This window comes from Bradyrhizobium sp. YCK136 (assembly GCF_044570075.1).
Classification (GTDB): Bacteria; Pseudomonadota; Alphaproteobacteria; order Rhizobiales; family Xanthobacteraceae; genus Bradyrhizobium; species Bradyrhizobium diazoefficiens.
In genome coordinates, this window is the sequence record NZ_CP172424.1 from 5,679,688 (window position 1) to 5,693,899 (window position 14,212).

The window sequence follows — 14,212 nt, forward strand, 5'->3', positions numbered from 1 at the left end:
TGCAAGCTCAGTGGATCTCCGCCGAGCGCTTCAGCGCGGCCTTCAGCTTCTCCAGCGAGAAGTCGGGGCTGCGGGCGATCTCCAGGATCGGCGTCTCGCGGCGGCCGCAGAGTTCGGCGGCCTCGGGCAGCTTTGCGGCGACGTCGAGCGGGATCACGATGGCGCCGTGCTGATCTGCGTGGATGAGATCATCGGACTTCACGGTCATGCCGGCGACGCGCACTTCGCCGCCAAAACTCTCCGCATGCACCCAGGCATGCGACGGGCCGATCGAGCCGGCCAGCGCCTGGAAGCCAGGGGCCCATTGCGGGATGTCGCGGATCGATCCGTCGGTGATGACGCCGAGGCAGCCGAGTGCCTTGTGCACGTTGCTCTGCACCTCGCCCCAGAACGCGCCGTAGCCGACGTCGGGGCCGTCGATGTCCTGGATCACCGAGATGCGCGGCCCGTGGCCGGTGCCGACATATTCGTAATATTCGATGCGGCGCTTCGACTGCTCTTCGGCAGGCAGCGAGGATTTCAGCACCGAGCGGATCGCAACCGTGCGGGCATAGCCGACGATCGGCGGCAGGTCGGGGAACGGACAAACCAGTTGCTTGGTGGTGTAGCCGATCAGCCGGCGCTCGGGTGCCACGATCTCCATGGCGTTGCAGATCGTCGGGGTGTCATAGCGGCCCAGCGCTTCGAGGACGGAAGCGGGCAGCGGCCCGGTCGCGGTATCAGTCACGGCGTTCTCTCCCAGATTGGCGGCTGATTGACGCGATGCCGCCGGCACAGGGCGATATAGCCGAGATCGGGCCTCAACCCAACTCAGCGCGCCTTCATGGCAGATATCCGCGAAAAACGCTCAGCGCATGATCCGGAAAAGTGCGCAGCGGTTTTCCGAAAAGATCATGCTCAAACAACGACCTAAAGCGCGATGAGGTTTCAGCCAAATCTCATCGCGCTTTAATGCAGCCGTCCGGGCCGGTCGTCGTCGTGCGGCGGCTCCGACAGGTTCGCCAGCGTCGGCGCCGACGGCGGCGACGAGATCTCGCCTCCCGCAGGCGTGGCAGCCTCCATCGCGCGCGCCTGGTCGCGATAGGATTTGTAGCCGAGCGGCAAAGCGAGAAGATACAGCACCGTGCCGATCGACAGCACGTGCCAGGGATAGGCGATCAGGATAGCAATGAAGACGATCACCGCGACGAAGGCCGGCAGCACCAGTTCCGGCGGCACGCGCATGCGCTTGGTCTTGCCGGAGAACACCGGCAGGCGCGACACCATCAGGAAGGCGATCAGCAGCGTGTAGGCCGCCGTCACCGCCGCGGGCGCGCGGCCGAGATCGAGGAACGCCACATAGATCGGCAGCAGAACCGTGATCGCACCGGCCGGCGCCGGCACGCCGGTGAAGAAATTGGCGGCGAAGGCCGGCTTGTTGGGATCGTCCATGGTGGCGTTGAAGCGCGCAAGACGCAGGCCGCCGGAGATCGCGAACACCATCGCGGCGATCCAGCCGGCATTGCCGAGCTCGTGCAACTGCCAGAAATACAGCATCAGTCCGGGCGCCACACCGAAATTGACGAAGTCGGCAAGGCTGTCGAGCTCCGCCCCGAATTTGGACTGGCCCTTGATCATGCGCGCGATCCGGCCGTCGATGCCGTCCAGCGCGGCGGCGAACACGATGGCGTAGACGGCGAGCGACATCCGCCCCTCGATCGACAGCCGGATCGACGTCAGGCCCGCGCAGATCGCCAGCAGCGTGATGACGTTGGGCACCAGCATCCGCACCGGAATCGGGCGGAACCGCCGGCGGCGAACGTCAGGGTCTTTGATGTCATAGGGCGTCATGGCTCGTCCTCACCTTGAGGCGAGATATAGCAAGCCGCGTCCCCCTCCGCCATTGCGGCGGAAGGGCCCCAGGGACCGACTTATTGGTTAATTGGCGCGGTAGGCGCGACTCGGGTCGTCGCCGGCAAGATCGGCCAAAATCGTCTCGCCGGCGATCGCGGTCTGCCCTTCCGACACCAGCGCCTTGGTGCCGACTGGCAGATAGACGTCGAGGCGCGAGCCGAAACGGATCAGGCCGAACCGCTCGCCGGCGCCGATCGCCTGGCCCTCCCTGACGAAGCAGACGATGCGCTTGGCGATCAGCCCTGCGATCTGGACCACGCCGATCCGTGCCGTGGGCGTCGTGATCACCAGCGAGTTGCGCTCGTTGTCCTCGCTCGCCTTGTCGAGCTCGGCATTGATGAAGAGGCCGGGCCGGTAGGCGATGCGGTCCACCCTGCCCGCGATCGGGCTGCGGTTCACATGGCAGTTGAACACGCTCATGAACACCGAGATGCGCGGCAGCGGCCGGTCGCCGAGCCCGAGCTCGGCCGGCGGCAGCGCCATGGTGATCATCGAGACGCGGCCGTCGGCCGGTGACACCACCAGCCCCTCGCGCACCGGCGTCACCCGCACGGGGTCGCGGAAGAACAGCGCGCACCATACGGTGAGGATGGTGCCGATCCACCCCAAAGGCGACCACAGCCAGAACAGGATCAGGCTTGCCAGCGCAAAGCCGCCGATGAAGGGATAGCCCTCCTTGTGGATCGGCGGGATCTGACGCTGAATGGAATCGAGAATGGACATCGCTATCTGCCGCTCAGGGTTGATGGCGCAGGGCGTCCCGCGCGCTGGAGTTGTTTAGGCCAGAGTTGGGACCGGAGACAAGATCACTCCGCAGCCGCAGGCGTCGTCAGGGCGTCCTCGACCGGCGGCGGCTGCCGGTTGGGCGCCTCGCTGGTATCGGCCATCTTGGCCAGCTTCTCGCGCGCGGCCTCCGCCTCGCGCTGCCTGTTCCACATGCTGGCATAGAGGCCGCCCTGCGCGAGCAGCTTTGCGTGGGTGCCACGCTCGGCGATCCGGCCCTGGTCCAGCACGATGATCTCGTCGGCGCCGACGATGGTCGAAAGCCGGTGCGCGATCACCAGCGAGGTGCGGTTCTTCGCCACGCGGTCGAGGGCGCCCTGGATCTCGTGCTCGGTGTGGGTGTCGAGCGCGGAGGTCGCCTCGTCCAGCACCAGGATCGGCGGCGCCTTCAAGACGGTGCGCGCGATCGCGACGCGCTGCTTCTCGCCGCCCGACAGTTTCAGGCCGCGCTCGCCGACCTGGGTCTCATAGCCCTTCGGCGCCATGCGGATGAAATTGTCGATCTGCGCGAGGCGTGCCGCCTCCTCGACCTCGGCATCGCTGGCGTCCCAGCGTCCGTAGCGGATGTTGTAGCGGATGGTGTCGTTGAACAGCACGGTGTCCTGCGGCACCATGCCGATGGACGCGCGCAAGCTCGCCTGCGTGACCTCGCGAATGTCCTGGCCGTCGATCAGGATCCTGCCGCCGGAGATGTCGTAGAGGCGGAACAGCAGCCGCGATATGGTCGACTTGCCGGCGCCCGACGGCCCGACGATCGCGACCGTCTTGCCGGCCGGCACCTCGAAGCTGATGCCCTTCAGGATCGGACGCGCCGGCTCATAGGCGAAGCGCACGTCCTCGAAACGCACGATGCCGGCGGAGATGACCAGCGGCTGCGCGTCGGGGCCGTCCTTGATCTCGGCCTCGCGTCCCAGCACGCCAAACATCTTCTCGATGTCGATGATCGCCTGCTTGATCTCGCGATAGACCATGCCCATGAAGTTCAGGGGCTGGTAGAGCTGGATCATCATGGCGTTGACCAGCACGAAATCGCCGACCGTGTTGGTGCCGTTGCGCACGCCGATGGCGCACATCAGCATGGTGGCGGTCAGCCCCAGCGTGAAGATCACGGCCTGACCGGTATTGAGCACCGCGAGCGAGGTATAGGCCTGGACGCTCGACTCCTCGTAGCGCGCGACCGAGCGGTCGTAGCGCTGCGCCTCGCGCGCCTCGGCGCCGAAATATTTCACGGTCTCGTAGTTGAGCAGCGAGTCGATCGCCTTGGTGTTCGCCTCGGTGTCGGAATCGTTCATCTTGCGGCGGATGCCGATCCGCCACTCGGTCGCGATGTAGGTGTAGTACATGTAGACCGCGACCGTGATCAGCGTCGCCACCACGTAGCGCCAGTCGAACTGCCAGAGCAGCACGGCGAGCAGCAGCGAAACCTCGACGATGGTCGGGATCAGCTGAAGGATCACCATGCGCACGATGACCTCGATGCCCTCGCGGCCGCGCTCGAGCACGCGCGTCAGGCCGCCGGTCTTGCGCTCGAGGTGGAAGCGCAGCGACAGCTCGTGCATGTGGATGAAGGTGATGGTGGCGAGCTTGCGCACCGCATGCATGGCGACGCGCGCGAACAGGCCGTCGCGCCACTGCGTCAGCACCGCCATCAGGATGCGCGTCACGCCGTAACTCGCCGTCAGCAGCAATGGCGAGGCGATCACCCAGAGGTGCCAATTGTCGGGCAGCACCGGCGCGGTGTTCGCGCCGGTCAGCGCGTCCGTCGCCCATTTGAAGCTGAACGGCACCGTCAGCGTGATCAGCTTGGCGGCGAGCAGCAGCACCATCGACCAGACCACGCGCATCTTCAGGTCGAAGCGGTCGCCCGGCCAGATATAGGGCCACAGGTGCGCCAGCGTGCCCATCAGGGTGGCCCGCTCGAGCGGCCCGCCGGCGGGATCTGGCACGTCGGCGCCGGGCGGCGAATGAGGTTGGTTCATCAAGAAGCCTGAAAGCCCGCCGGATGCGGGCGCGGTGCGATTAACGATTTTCGCTCGTCATATAGAAGCTTCCGGGAGCGAGCGCACCCCGCCAGATGGCGAATCTTTGATTGTTTGTCGCCATTTACCGGTAGATTTCCGGGAGGTCCGAATCACCGATTGGGCTTGACGCCTCTTCGCTGCAATGCATCATGGCACCAATGAGCACGATCAAAACCGTCTGTGTCTATTGCGGCTCCGGCCCCGGAACCAATCCCCGCTTCACCGAAGGCGCCAAGGCGTTCGGCAAGGCGCTCGCCGAGAACAACATCCGCCTGGTCTATGGCGGCGGCTCGCTCGGCCTGATGGGCTCGGTCGCAACCTCCGTCCTCGATAATGGCGGCACCGTCACCGGCATCATTCCCGAATTCCTGCGGATGCGCGAGAACGCGCTGACGCGCGTGCAGGAGATGATCGTCACCCCCGACATGCACGAGCGCAAGCGGCTGATGTTCGAACGCTCGGACGCCTTCGTGGCGCTGCCGGGCGGCGTCGGCACGCTGGAGGAGCTGGTCGAGCAGTTGACCTGGAAGCAGCTCGGCCGTCACGCCAAGCCCGTGCTGCTCGCCAATATCGATAATTTCTGGGAGCCGCTGTTCTCGCTGCTGTCGCACATGCGCCAGACCGAGTTCATCCGTGCCGGCCTCTCGGTCGACATCCTCAAGGCCGATCGGGTCGAGGAGATCCTGCCGAAGCTGAAGGCCGCCGTGGCACAGCTCGCCGAGGCGGAAAAAGAGCTCGCTCCGGAAGTCGCGCGCAAGCTGTAACGATTGGTTGGCTCGATTTCACCGCGGGCTCCGTCACCTCTCCCGCTTGCGGGAGAGGTCGCCGCATAGCGGCGGGTGAGGGTTCTCTCCTCTTGGGGGTTCTCGCCCGTGGAGATACCCCCACCCCAACCCTCCCCCGCAAGCGGGAGAGGGAGCGCACCGCCTTCGTGGCGATAACGCTCTATTCCGCAGGAAACGTCACCGCCTCGATCCGGTTGCCGTCGGGATCGACGACGAAGGCCGCGTAGTAGCGCACGCGATCGTGCGGGCGGATGCCCGGCGCGCCGTCGGATGCGCCGCCGGCGGACAGCGCGGCGGCATGAAACGCATCGACCTCAGCTGTGGTCTTCGCCCGCAGGCAGATGTGCACGCCGCTCTCCGGGGCTACGGGCGGCATGCCCTCGCGCAAGTTGATCCAGAACTCCGGATAGGCCTTGCCGAAGCCGACCGTGCGCGGCCGCGTGACGAGACGCGTGAGGCCGAGGGCGGCTAGCGTCGCCTCGTAGAATGTTGCGGAGCGATCGAGATCGCTGACGCCGACGGAGATGTGGTCGATCATAGTTCTGCCCCTCCCCTATCTCCGCTGTCATTCCGGGGCGGCTCGAAGAGCCGAACCCGGAATCTCGAGATTCCGGGATCGATGCTTCGCATCGCCCCGGAATGACAGCATCAAAACTACGCCGGCGCGCCCGATTTCACGAGCTTGTAGATCACCGAATCCATCAGCGCCTGGAACGAGGCGTCGATGATGTTCGGGGACACGCCGACCGTGGTCCAGCTGTCGCCGTTCTCGTCCTCGCTCTCGATCAGCACGCGCGTGACCGCGCCGGTGCCGCCATTGAGGATACGGACGCGGTAGTCGATCAGCTTCAGGCCCTCGATATATTTCTGGTACTTGCCGAGGTCCTTGCGCAAGGCGACGTCGAGCGCGTTGACGGGACCGTTGCCTTCGGCCGCCGAGATCAGATGCTCGCCGGCAACGTCGACCTTGACCACCGCAAGCGCCACCGTGACGCGCTCGCCGAGCGCGTTGTAGCGCTGCTCGACATTGACGTCGAACTGCTCGACCTCGAAATAATGCGGCACCTTGCCGAGCGTGCGGCGCGCCAAAAGATCGAACGAGGCGTTGGCGGATTCGTAGGCGTAGCCGGCCGCCTCGCGCTCCTTCAGCTCCTCGACCAGGCGCGTCAGCTTCGGATCGCTCTTCTCGTAAGCGATGCCGGCGCGGTCGAGCTCGGCGATCACATTGGAGCGGCCGGCCTGGTCTGAGACCAGCACCTTGCGGTGATTGCCGACCAGTTCCGGCAAGACATGCTCGTAGGTCTGCGGATCCTTCAGCACGGCGGAGGCATGGATGCCGGTCTTGGTGACGAAGGCGCTCTCGCCGACATAGGCCGCATGCCGGTTCGGCACGCGGTTGAGCATGTCGTCAAGCGTGCGCGACACCTTGACGAGGGTAGCGAGCTTCTCCCGCGTCACACTGATCTCGAAGGCGTCGGCAAACTCCTGCTTCAGCTTCAAGGTCGGGATCAGCGAGCACAGATTGGCGTTGCCGCAGCGCTCGCCGAGGCCGTTCAGCGTGCCCTGGATCTGCCGCGCGCCGGCGCGCACCGCGGCGAGCGAATTCGCCACCGCCTGCTCGGTGTCGTTATGGGCGTGAATGCCGACGTGAGCGCCGGGGATGTGCCTGGTCACCTCGGTGACGATGGCCTCGACCTCGTTCGGCATGGTGCCGCCGTTGGTGTCGCACAGCACCACCCAGCGCGCGCCGGCCTCATAGGCGGCTTTCGCACAGGCGAGCGCGAAGCTGGCATCCTCCTTGTAGCCGTCGAAGAAATGCTCGCAGTCGAGCATCACCTCGCGGCCGGCGGCCTTGGCGGCTGCGACGCTGTCGCGGATCGAGGCGAGGTTTTCCTCCTTGGTCGTCTCAAGCGCGACGCGCACCTGATAGGCCGAAGACTTTGCCACGAAGCAGATCGCGTCGGCCTTGGCTTCGAGCAGACCGGCAACGCCCGGATCGTTCGAGACCGAGCGCCCTGCCCGGCGCGTCATGCCGAAGGCGGTGAAGCGCGCGTGATTGAGCTTCGGCTTGCTGCCGAAGAACTCGGTGTCGGTCGGATTGGCGCCGGGATAGCCGCCCTCGACATAGTCGATGCCGAGCTCGTCCAGCATCGCGGCGATGATCTGCTTGTCGGTCAGCGTGAAATCGACGCCATTGGTCTGCGCCCCGTCGCGCAGCGTGGTGTCGAACAGATAGAGGCGCTCTTTCTTTGCTTGTGCCGAGCTCATCGCGAGCGTCCGTTCTTGTTACCTCCCCCCTTGTGGGGGAGGTCGACGATGCACAGCATCGTCGGGAGGGGGGTGCCACACGGGTGGTCGGAGTGTGGGGCTACCCCCCTCCCCAACCCTCCCCCACAAAGGGGGAGGGAGCGGAGAGAGGATCGCGCTTGGTGACCACGCTCCTTGCTCATTGCGGTGCTCCGAGCGTCTTCTTCATGGTGGTATTGGCCAGCCACTCGTCGTTCACGGTGATGCTGTTGCGCTGCATGGCGACGTAGCCGCGCTTGGCGAAAAAGCCCTGCGCGTTGTCGCTGGCATCGACCGAGAGGCTTTTCGCGCCGCGGCCGCCGGCAAGCTTCTCCAGCGCATCGACCAGCATGGTCGCGATGCCCTGCCCGCTGACTGCCGGATGCACATAGAGCATGCGGATGTGATCGGCCCCTTGCAGCGAGGCGAAGCCGACGGGCGAGCCCTCCAGCGTCGCGATCAGCGTCAGATCGGCGGCGAGCCGCTTGCCGAACTCTTCGCTTTCCGCCGCCTCCATCCAGGCCTGCTGCTGCGCCTCGGTATAGTCTTCGCCGGTCAGCTCCTCGATGCTCGCGACGAAGATCGCCGCAAGCACCGGAACGTCATCAGGCAGGAAGGGCCGCAAGCCCGGCCTTGGCAAAGTCTGTCCCATCGTCTTCACCACATCCCATAGAGCTTGAGCGCCAGCGCCACCGCGGCAGCGAGCAGCAGGACCTTCAGCGCGATGTAGTAGAGCCAGTGCCGCGGAAAAGGCGTGTCGGGCCGCTTCATCGCGAAAACTCCCAGGTCGTCCCTTCCTTGGAGTCCTTGATCGCAACGCCCATCGCGGCGAGCTGATCGCGGATGCGGTCGGACTCTTTGAAGTCTTTCCGTCCACGGGCTGCGGTCCGTTCCGAGATCAGGCGCTCGACCTCTCCGGCATCGACCCCGCTCGCCTTCTGCTTGCGATCTTCCCACTGCGCGGCGCTCTCGGAGAGAAAGCCGAGCAGCCGCAGCGATCCTGCCAATGCGCTCACGTCGCTGTTGCGCAGGCCATGCAGCGCCGCGATCGCCAGGGAGGTGTTGAGGTCGTCGAGCAGCGGCTCGACCACGGACGCGGCGGGACGGCCGGGATCGACGTCGGCCGCGACGCGATACCAGTCGTCGAGCGTCTTGGCGCTCTCCTCCAGCGACTTCATGGTCCAGTCGATCGGCGAACGATAATGCGTCTTGAGCATGTTCAGGCGCAGCACCTCGCCCGGCCAATCCGCCAGCAGCTCATGGATGGTGATGAAGTTGCCGAGGCTCTTCGACATCTTCTCGCTCTCGACCTGCAGGAAGCCGTTGTGCATCCAGTAGTTCGCCATGCGCTCTCGGTGGAAGGCGCAGCAGGTCTGCGCGACCTCGTTCTCGTGATGCGGAAACACGAGATCGATGCCGCCGCCGTGGATGTCAAAGTGCTCGCCGAGATGCTTCCAGGCCATGGCCGAGCACTCGATGTGCCAGCCCGGGCGCCCCTGCGCGGCGATGCCGGCCGGCGACGGCCACGACGGCTCGCCGGGCTTGGACGGCTTCCACAGCACGAAGTCGGTGCTGCCCTTCTTGTAGGGCGCGACATCGACGCGGGCACCGGCGACCATCTCGTCCAGCGAGCGATTGGACAGCGCGCCGTAGCGCGGCAGGGTGGAATTGGCCGCGTTCATCGCCTGCGGCGAGAACAGCACATGGTCCTCGGCGACATAGGCAAAGCCGCCGGCGACCAGCATCTCGATGATCTCGCGCATCTCGCCGATATGCTCGGTCGCGCGCGGCTCGACGCTCGGCCGGAGCGCGCCAAGCGCGTCCACGTCGGCGTGAAACTGCCTGCCCGTCTGCTCGGTGACTTCTCGGATCGCCTCGTTCAGCGGCAGCCCTGGAAAATCACGCGCGGCGCGGTCGTTGATCTTGTCGTCGACGTCGGTGATGTTGCGGACGTATTTGACGTGCGCCTCGCCATAGAGATGGCGCAACAGCCGAAACAGCACGTCGAACACGATCACGGGCCGGGCATTGCCGATATGGGCGAAGTCATAAACCGTCGGTCCGCAGACATACATGCGGACGTTGTTCGCATCGAGCGGCACGAAGGTGCGCTTTTCCTTGGTCAGCGTATCGTAGAGGCGCAATTCCATATGGATACCCGTCGGCTGTTGGCCGGGCGTCCAAGGCTCTCAATGTTTTTGAGAAAAGACGGCTCCAGCCAGCGAATCGCTAGCTCGTAATCTCGCGGCAAATGGCGCAAATAGCGAGGAGACCGTACATGCGGCCACATATGGGCTATCAGGCGCCCCCGCGTCAAGAGAGCCGCGAAAATGCCGTCTTATCTCCGCAAAGCGCGGCCGCCCCGCCATGATGGTTCATCATCATTAACCTTTTGAGTTTATTCGGAAGCTGGCGGTTCCCCCAGCCCCCGGTGCCACCCATGCGATCCCTGCTTGCACTCGTCTCCTGTGCCTCCATCATCGCAGCGTCCGGCGCATTCGCCGAGACCCGGGTCTTCATCATCGCCAACCAGGCGGACGGCTACGGCATCGACCAGTGCCTGGCCAAGGGCGACAGATGCGGCGCGCAGGTCGCGCGCACCTATTGCCAGTCACGGGATTTTGCCCAGGCCTCAAGCTATCGCCGGGTCGATCCCGACGAAATTACCGGCTCTGTCCCCAAAACCGGCGCAAACTGCTCCCATGGCCATTGCGACGAATATGTCGCAATCACCTGCCAGCGCTGAATTCGCTCGGAACTGGCGGACCTTAGGCCCAATCTTTGGCCCCTGAAACGACGTGACGATGCCGCAGGAAGCGGCTATGGGAGGGCGCGCTTCGCCCCCCAAGCCACGTTGGAAAGTCACACTGGGCCGTGACCTCGCTAGAATGGCGGATATGCCTGAATTTTTGACTCTCTCCCGTGCCCGCTCGATCCTTGCCTGCACCGTGCTCCTGAGCACCGTCATGCTTGCCAACGCCGCTTTCGCGCAGGCCGGCCCGCCCGGACCTCCGCCTCAGCCCGGCCAGAACGGGCTAGGCCCCAATCCGATGTGCGTGCGACTGGAAGGCCAGCTCGCCGCGCTCGATCGTGGCGGCGGCGGTGACCCCGCGCGTGAAGACCAGATCCGCCGCTATCAGGATTCCCAAGCCAAGCAGCAGGCCGAACTCGACCGCGTCACCATGCAGGCCAAGCGCATGGGCTGCGATTCCTCCGGCTTCTTCTCACTGTTCAACGGCCAGTCGGCGCAGTGCGGCCCGGTCAACACCCAGATCCAGCAGATGCGCGCCAATCTGGACCAGATCACCGGCAATCTCGAACGCCTGCGCGGCGGCGGCCCCGGCGGCTTCAGCCCGGAACGCGACAGCCAGCGCCGCTCGGTGCTGGTGGCCCTCGCCCAGAACAATTGCGGCCCGCAATACGCCAACGCCGCGCAGGCGCAAGGCGGCGGCAACTTCCTGAGCAATCTGTTCGGCGGCAACAACAACCCCAACAATCCGCAAAGCGTGCCGCCCTCTGATCTCGGCCCACAATCCGGCACCTACCGCACCGTATGCGTGCGCACCTGCGACGGCGCCTATTTCCCGGTCTCGTTTGCGACCGTGCCGGCGCGCTTCCCGGACGACGAGAAGACCTGCAAGGCGCTGTGCCCGGCCGCGGAAGCCGTGCTCTATACCCATCGCAATCCCGGCGAAGACATGAACTCCGCGGTCTCGATCAGCGGCCAGCCCTACACGGCGCTGCCGACCGCATTCAAATTCCGCAGCGAGTTCAACCCGTCCTGCTCCTGCAAGGCGGCGGGCCAGACCTGGGCGGATGCGTTGAAGTCGGCCGACGACAAGGCCGCAGCCGAGCAGCAGGGCGACATCATCGTCACCGAGGAGAGCGCCAAGAAGATGCAGCAGCAGCGGCTCAACAAGGGCGCGCCTGCAACGACGGCCAAGAAGGGCACAGCTGCTCCGGCGCCGACGACGGCCACCGCACCGGCCGCGACGCCGCCGGCGGATACCGGCACGGCTCCGACGAACTCGGAGAACAAGCCGATCCGTTCAGTCGGACCGACCTTCCTGCCGCAGCAGCAGAAGTAGCTCAGCCCTGCCGCACCGTCATCCGCCCACCGGGTCTCGCAGCTACTGCTCGCCCTCGCGGCTCCACGGGAAGAGATTGGCCGGGAAATCCGCGGCATATCGCTTCCCCTTCGGCGGGGGCGGCGGTTCGTCCGGCGGATTCGGATTCGGCTCGACCACTCTCCGATAAAGGTGCCAGGTCGCATGACCGAGCACCGGGAGGACGACAGCGAGACCGACGAAGAACGGCAGCGAGCCGACCACGAGCAGCGCCGCGACGATCAGCCCCCACCCCGCCATCGCGACCGGATTGGCGGCCACCGCCTGCAGCGATGTACGGATCGCATCGATCGCCGTCGCATGCCGATCGAGCATCAACGGAAACGATACGACGCTGACGCATAGCGCCGCGACCGCAAACAGGAAGCCGACACCGCAACCGACGATGATGAGCGACCATCCTTCCGGCGTGGTCAGCACGCGGGTTGCAAAGTCCGGAATGCTTGCAGCCGCTGCGTGACCGAAGATGGTGACATAGATCGCGTTCGCGACGCCGATCCAGACCCCGAACAGGACGAGCAAGAGCACGCCGAGCTCGAGCATGGCGCCGAAGGACGGTGCGCGCAGCACCTTGACCGCATCCCATGCATCGACCTCCTCGCCGCGCTCACGGCGGCGGCTGAGTTCGTAGAGGCCGATCGCGGCAAAGGGACCGATCAGGGCAAACCCGGCGGCCAGCGGAAACAGCAGCGGCAGGACCGAATAGCCGAGGACCATCCTGAACAGGACGAGACCGAGAACCGGATAGATCACGCAGACGACGATCGCGTGACTCGGCATCGCCTGGAAATCTTCCCAGCCCAGGCGCAGCACCTCTTTCAAGTCGAGCAAGCCGATCTTGCGAATGGGATAAGAGACCGCCTCACCGAACAGGTGCCGCTTGACGATCTTGTCGGAATAAAGAGTGGCCATGGACACACCCTCCTCTGAAGTCGCGGCGGAGAACGGCGCGCTTTCCGGCCACGCGTGTCCGCCCTTAAGTGCGGGAGACGCGATCGAGCCGAGTACGGCAGTTCCAGGCTCAACGAGGAAGGAGCTTAGCCGGACGAAACCCGTCGCGACCTGCGCTCCAAGCTTAGCGCGTGCGATGTGGAATGACCAGCGCTCCCGGCTGGGTGAAATTGTGCGTCGCATATTTTGTGCGATGCATCACATCGAGAATGCGACTGACGATGGCGAGCTTGCACGGCAACATGGATCGCCCACGCCGCCTAAGCTCGTTGACATGCTATTGACGCCGGGTTCGCGGGGGATCATTTTAGAAATGTAGACGCCCCCAGCTCCGGTGAGATTGGCGGTCGCGAACTTCTCTTGATATCGCGACCGGTTGAAGGGGCGAGGCAAGAGGCGCGGCGATGGCGCATATGTCAGCATAGAACCAGCATAGAGAAAGTCAGCCATCGCGACAGACGCGAGCTCCGCCCTGGATTCGTATCCGCAGCCTTTGTTGGCAAGGATGGTTCAGGATGGCTGTCGCACTGATACTGCTTCTGATCGCGATCGGTTCGGTGCTGTTTCACCTCTTCAGCCCGTGGTGGTGGACGCCGATCGCCACCAACTGGGGCTATATCGACGACACGATCAACATCACGTTCTGGATCACCGGGTTCGTCTTTACCGCGGTCATCCTGTTCATGGCCTATTGCGTCTTTCGCTTTCACCATAAGGAGGGAAGACAGGCCGCGTACAATCCCGAAAACAAGAAGCTTGAATGGTGGCTCAGTGTCGGGACCGGCGTCGGCGTCGCTGCCATGCTCGCACCCGGCCTGGTCGTCTGGCACCAGTTCGTGACCGTTCCGGCAGATGCCACCGAGGTCGAGATCATGGGCCAGCAATGGCAGTGGAGCTTCCGCTTGCCGGGGAAGGATGGCCGGTTGGGCACGTCCGATGTCCGCAACATCAGTCCTGAGAACCCGATGGGTCTCAATCGCGACGATCCGCACGGCCAGGACGACGTCGTGATCGAAAATGGCGACCTGCATCTTCCGATCGGGAAGCCGGTCAAGGTTTTGCTCCGGTCCGTTGACGTCCTGCACGATTTCTATGTGCCTGAGTTCCGGGCCAAGATGGATATGGTGCCGGGCATGGTCACTTATTTCTGGATAAGGCCGATCCGAACCGGAACCTTTGATGTTCTCTGCGCGGAGCTGTGTGGCGCTGCTCACTACCAGATGCGCGCCAAGGTCATCGTCGAGGCAGAGAGCGACTATCACGCCTGGCTGGAGCAGCAGAAGACGTTTGCCGGATTGTCAGGTCGAAATGCCGTTGTGAGGGCGAAGTACAATTCCGGCGACGACTAGGAGAATGCAGGTCGGGC

The 14,212-nt window shown here is 64.7% G+C and carries 13 protein-coding genes; 4 read left to right on the top strand and 9 right to left on the bottom strand.

The features are described from left to right. Nucleotides 1–7: 7 nt before the first annotated feature. From ACFLEY_RS27740 to ACFLEY_RS27755, 4 genes are all read right to left on the bottom strand, one after another. On the bottom strand, nucleotides 8–727 hold the full coding sequence (locus ACFLEY_RS27740; protein ID WP_038966252.1) for an RraA family protein: 720 nt from the start codon (nucleotides 725–727) through the stop codon (nucleotides 8–10). A gap of 221 nt (nucleotides 728–948) precedes the next feature. Beyond that, a complete protein-coding gene (locus tag ACFLEY_RS27745; protein ID WP_028170867.1) occupies nucleotides 949–1,830 on the bottom strand; it encodes a phosphatidylcholine/phosphatidylserine synthase in 882 nt (293 codons plus the stop codon). An 87-nt stretch (nucleotides 1,831–1,917) separates the two neighbouring features. Continuing rightward, nucleotides 1,918–2,616, bottom strand: a complete 699-nt coding sequence (locus ACFLEY_RS27750; RefSeq protein ID WP_011086577.1) for a phosphatidylserine decarboxylase — start codon at nucleotides 2,614–2,616, stop codon at nucleotides 1,918–1,920. Between the two features lie 83 nt (nucleotides 2,617–2,699). Next, nucleotides 2,700–4,655 carry an ABC transporter ATP-binding protein/permease gene (locus ACFLEY_RS27755; protein ID WP_028170866.1) on the bottom strand — a complete coding sequence of 652 codons (1,956 nt, stop codon included), beginning with the start codon at nucleotides 4,653–4,655 and terminating at the stop codon, nucleotides 2,700–2,702. Nucleotides 4,656–4,855: 200 nt separating this feature from the next. Between ACFLEY_RS27755 and ACFLEY_RS27760 the strand changes: the two genes are divergently transcribed. Continuing rightward, a complete protein-coding gene (locus tag ACFLEY_RS27760; RefSeq protein ID WP_028170865.1) occupies nucleotides 4,856–5,461 on the top strand; it encodes a TIGR00730 family Rossman fold protein in 606 nt (201 codons plus the stop codon). A 181-nt stretch (nucleotides 5,462–5,642) separates the two neighbouring features. Here the strand turns inward: ACFLEY_RS27760 and ACFLEY_RS27765 are convergent, their stop codons facing one another. The 4 genes from ACFLEY_RS27765 to cysS all read right to left on the bottom strand — a co-directional run bounded on the left by ACFLEY_RS27765 (nucleotide 5,643) and on the right by cysS (nucleotide 9,918). After that, nucleotides 5,643–6,020: a VOC family protein gene (locus ACFLEY_RS27765; protein ID WP_060911549.1), complete on the bottom strand. Its 378-nt coding sequence runs from the start codon at nucleotides 6,018–6,020 to the stop codon at nucleotides 5,643–5,645. A 116-nt stretch (nucleotides 6,021–6,136) separates the two neighbouring features. Continuing rightward, nucleotides 6,137–7,750: a citramalate synthase gene (gene cimA / locus ACFLEY_RS27770; RefSeq protein ID WP_060911548.1), complete on the bottom strand. Its 1,614-nt coding sequence runs from the start codon at nucleotides 7,748–7,750 to the stop codon at nucleotides 6,137–6,139. A gap of 178 nt (nucleotides 7,751–7,928) precedes the next feature. Continuing rightward, the gene (locus ACFLEY_RS27775) at nucleotides 7,929–8,420 is read right to left on the bottom strand and encodes a GNAT family N-acetyltransferase (protein WP_028170862.1); all 492 of its coding nucleotides are present in this window, start codon (nucleotides 8,418–8,420) and stop codon (nucleotides 7,929–7,931) included. A 115-nt stretch (nucleotides 8,421–8,535) separates the two neighbouring features. Further along, complete coding sequence (gene cysS, locus ACFLEY_RS27780) at nucleotides 8,536–9,918, bottom strand: cysteine--tRNA ligase (protein WP_060911547.1); 1,383 nt, start codon at nucleotides 9,916–9,918, stop codon at nucleotides 8,536–8,538. A gap of 290 nt (nucleotides 9,919–10,208) precedes the next feature. On the opposite strand from cysS, the gene ACFLEY_RS27785 reads away from it, so the two are divergent. Together ACFLEY_RS27785 and ACFLEY_RS27790 are read left to right on the top strand one after the other, a co-directional pair. Then, entirely contained in the window at nucleotides 10,209–10,514 is a 306-nt protein-coding gene (locus ACFLEY_RS27785) for a hypothetical protein (RefSeq protein ID WP_060911546.1), read from the top strand. A gap of 142 nt (nucleotides 10,515–10,656) precedes the next feature. Beyond that, nucleotides 10,657–11,856 carry a DUF2865 domain-containing protein gene (locus tag ACFLEY_RS27790; RefSeq protein ID WP_060911545.1) on the top strand — a complete coding sequence of 400 codons (1,200 nt, stop codon included), beginning with the start codon at nucleotides 10,657–10,659 and terminating at the stop codon, nucleotides 11,854–11,856. A gap of 42 nt (nucleotides 11,857–11,898) precedes the next feature. On the opposite strand, the gene ACFLEY_RS27795 is transcribed toward ACFLEY_RS27790, so the two are convergent. After that, a complete protein-coding gene (locus tag ACFLEY_RS27795) occupies nucleotides 11,899–12,807 on the bottom strand; it encodes a DUF2189 domain-containing protein (protein ID WP_028170858.1) in 909 nt (302 codons plus the stop codon). A 554-nt stretch (nucleotides 12,808–13,361) separates the two neighbouring features. On the opposite strand from ACFLEY_RS27795, the gene ACFLEY_RS27800 reads away from it, so the two are divergent. Further along, nucleotides 13,362–14,195, top strand: a complete 834-nt coding sequence (locus ACFLEY_RS27800) for a cytochrome c oxidase subunit II (protein WP_011086566.1) — start codon at nucleotides 13,362–13,364, stop codon at nucleotides 14,193–14,195. The last annotated feature ends 17 nt before the right edge of the window (nucleotides 14,196–14,212 follow it).

Bases quoted from the DNA above. Each gene is read 5' to 3' on its own strand.
- cimA (WP_060911548.1), bottom strand. From the start codon at position 7,750: ATGAGCTCGGCACAAGCAAAGAAAGAGCGCCTCTATCTGTTCGACACC.
- ACFLEY_RS27765 (WP_060911549.1), bottom strand. From the start codon at position 6,020: ATGATCGACCACATCTCCGTCGGCGTCAGCGATCTCGATCGCTCCGCA.
- ACFLEY_RS27755 (WP_028170866.1), bottom strand. From the start codon at position 4,655: ATGAACCAACCTCATTCGCCGCCCGGCGCCGACGTGCCAGATCCCGCC.
- ACFLEY_RS27750 (WP_011086577.1), bottom strand. From the start codon at position 2,616: ATGTCCATTCTCGATTCCATTCAGCGTCAGATCCCGCCGATCCACAAG.
- ACFLEY_RS27760 (WP_028170865.1), top strand. From the start codon at position 4,856: ATGAGCACGATCAAAACCGTCTGTGTCTATTGCGGCTCCGGCCCCGGA.
- ACFLEY_RS27745 (WP_028170867.1), bottom strand. From the start codon at position 1,830: ATGACGCCCTATGACATCAAAGACCCTGACGTTCGCCGCCGGCGGTTC.
- ACFLEY_RS27795 (WP_028170858.1), bottom strand. From the start codon at position 12,807: ATGGCCACTCTTTATTCCGACAAGATCGTCAAGCGGCACCTGTTCGGT.
- cysS (WP_060911547.1), bottom strand. From the start codon at position 9,918: ATGGAATTGCGCCTCTACGATACGCTGACCAAGGAAAAGCGCACCTTC.
- ACFLEY_RS27800 (WP_011086566.1), top strand. From the start codon at position 13,362: ATGGCTGTCGCACTGATACTGCTTCTGATCGCGATCGGTTCGGTGCTG.
- ACFLEY_RS27790 (WP_060911545.1), top strand. From the start codon at position 10,657: ATGGCGGATATGCCTGAATTTTTGACTCTCTCCCGTGCCCGCTCGATC.
- ACFLEY_RS27775 (WP_028170862.1), bottom strand. From the start codon at position 8,420: ATGGGACAGACTTTGCCAAGGCCGGGCTTGCGGCCCTTCCTGCCTGAT.
- ACFLEY_RS27785 (WP_060911546.1), top strand. From the start codon at position 10,209: ATGCGATCCCTGCTTGCACTCGTCTCCTGTGCCTCCATCATCGCAGCG.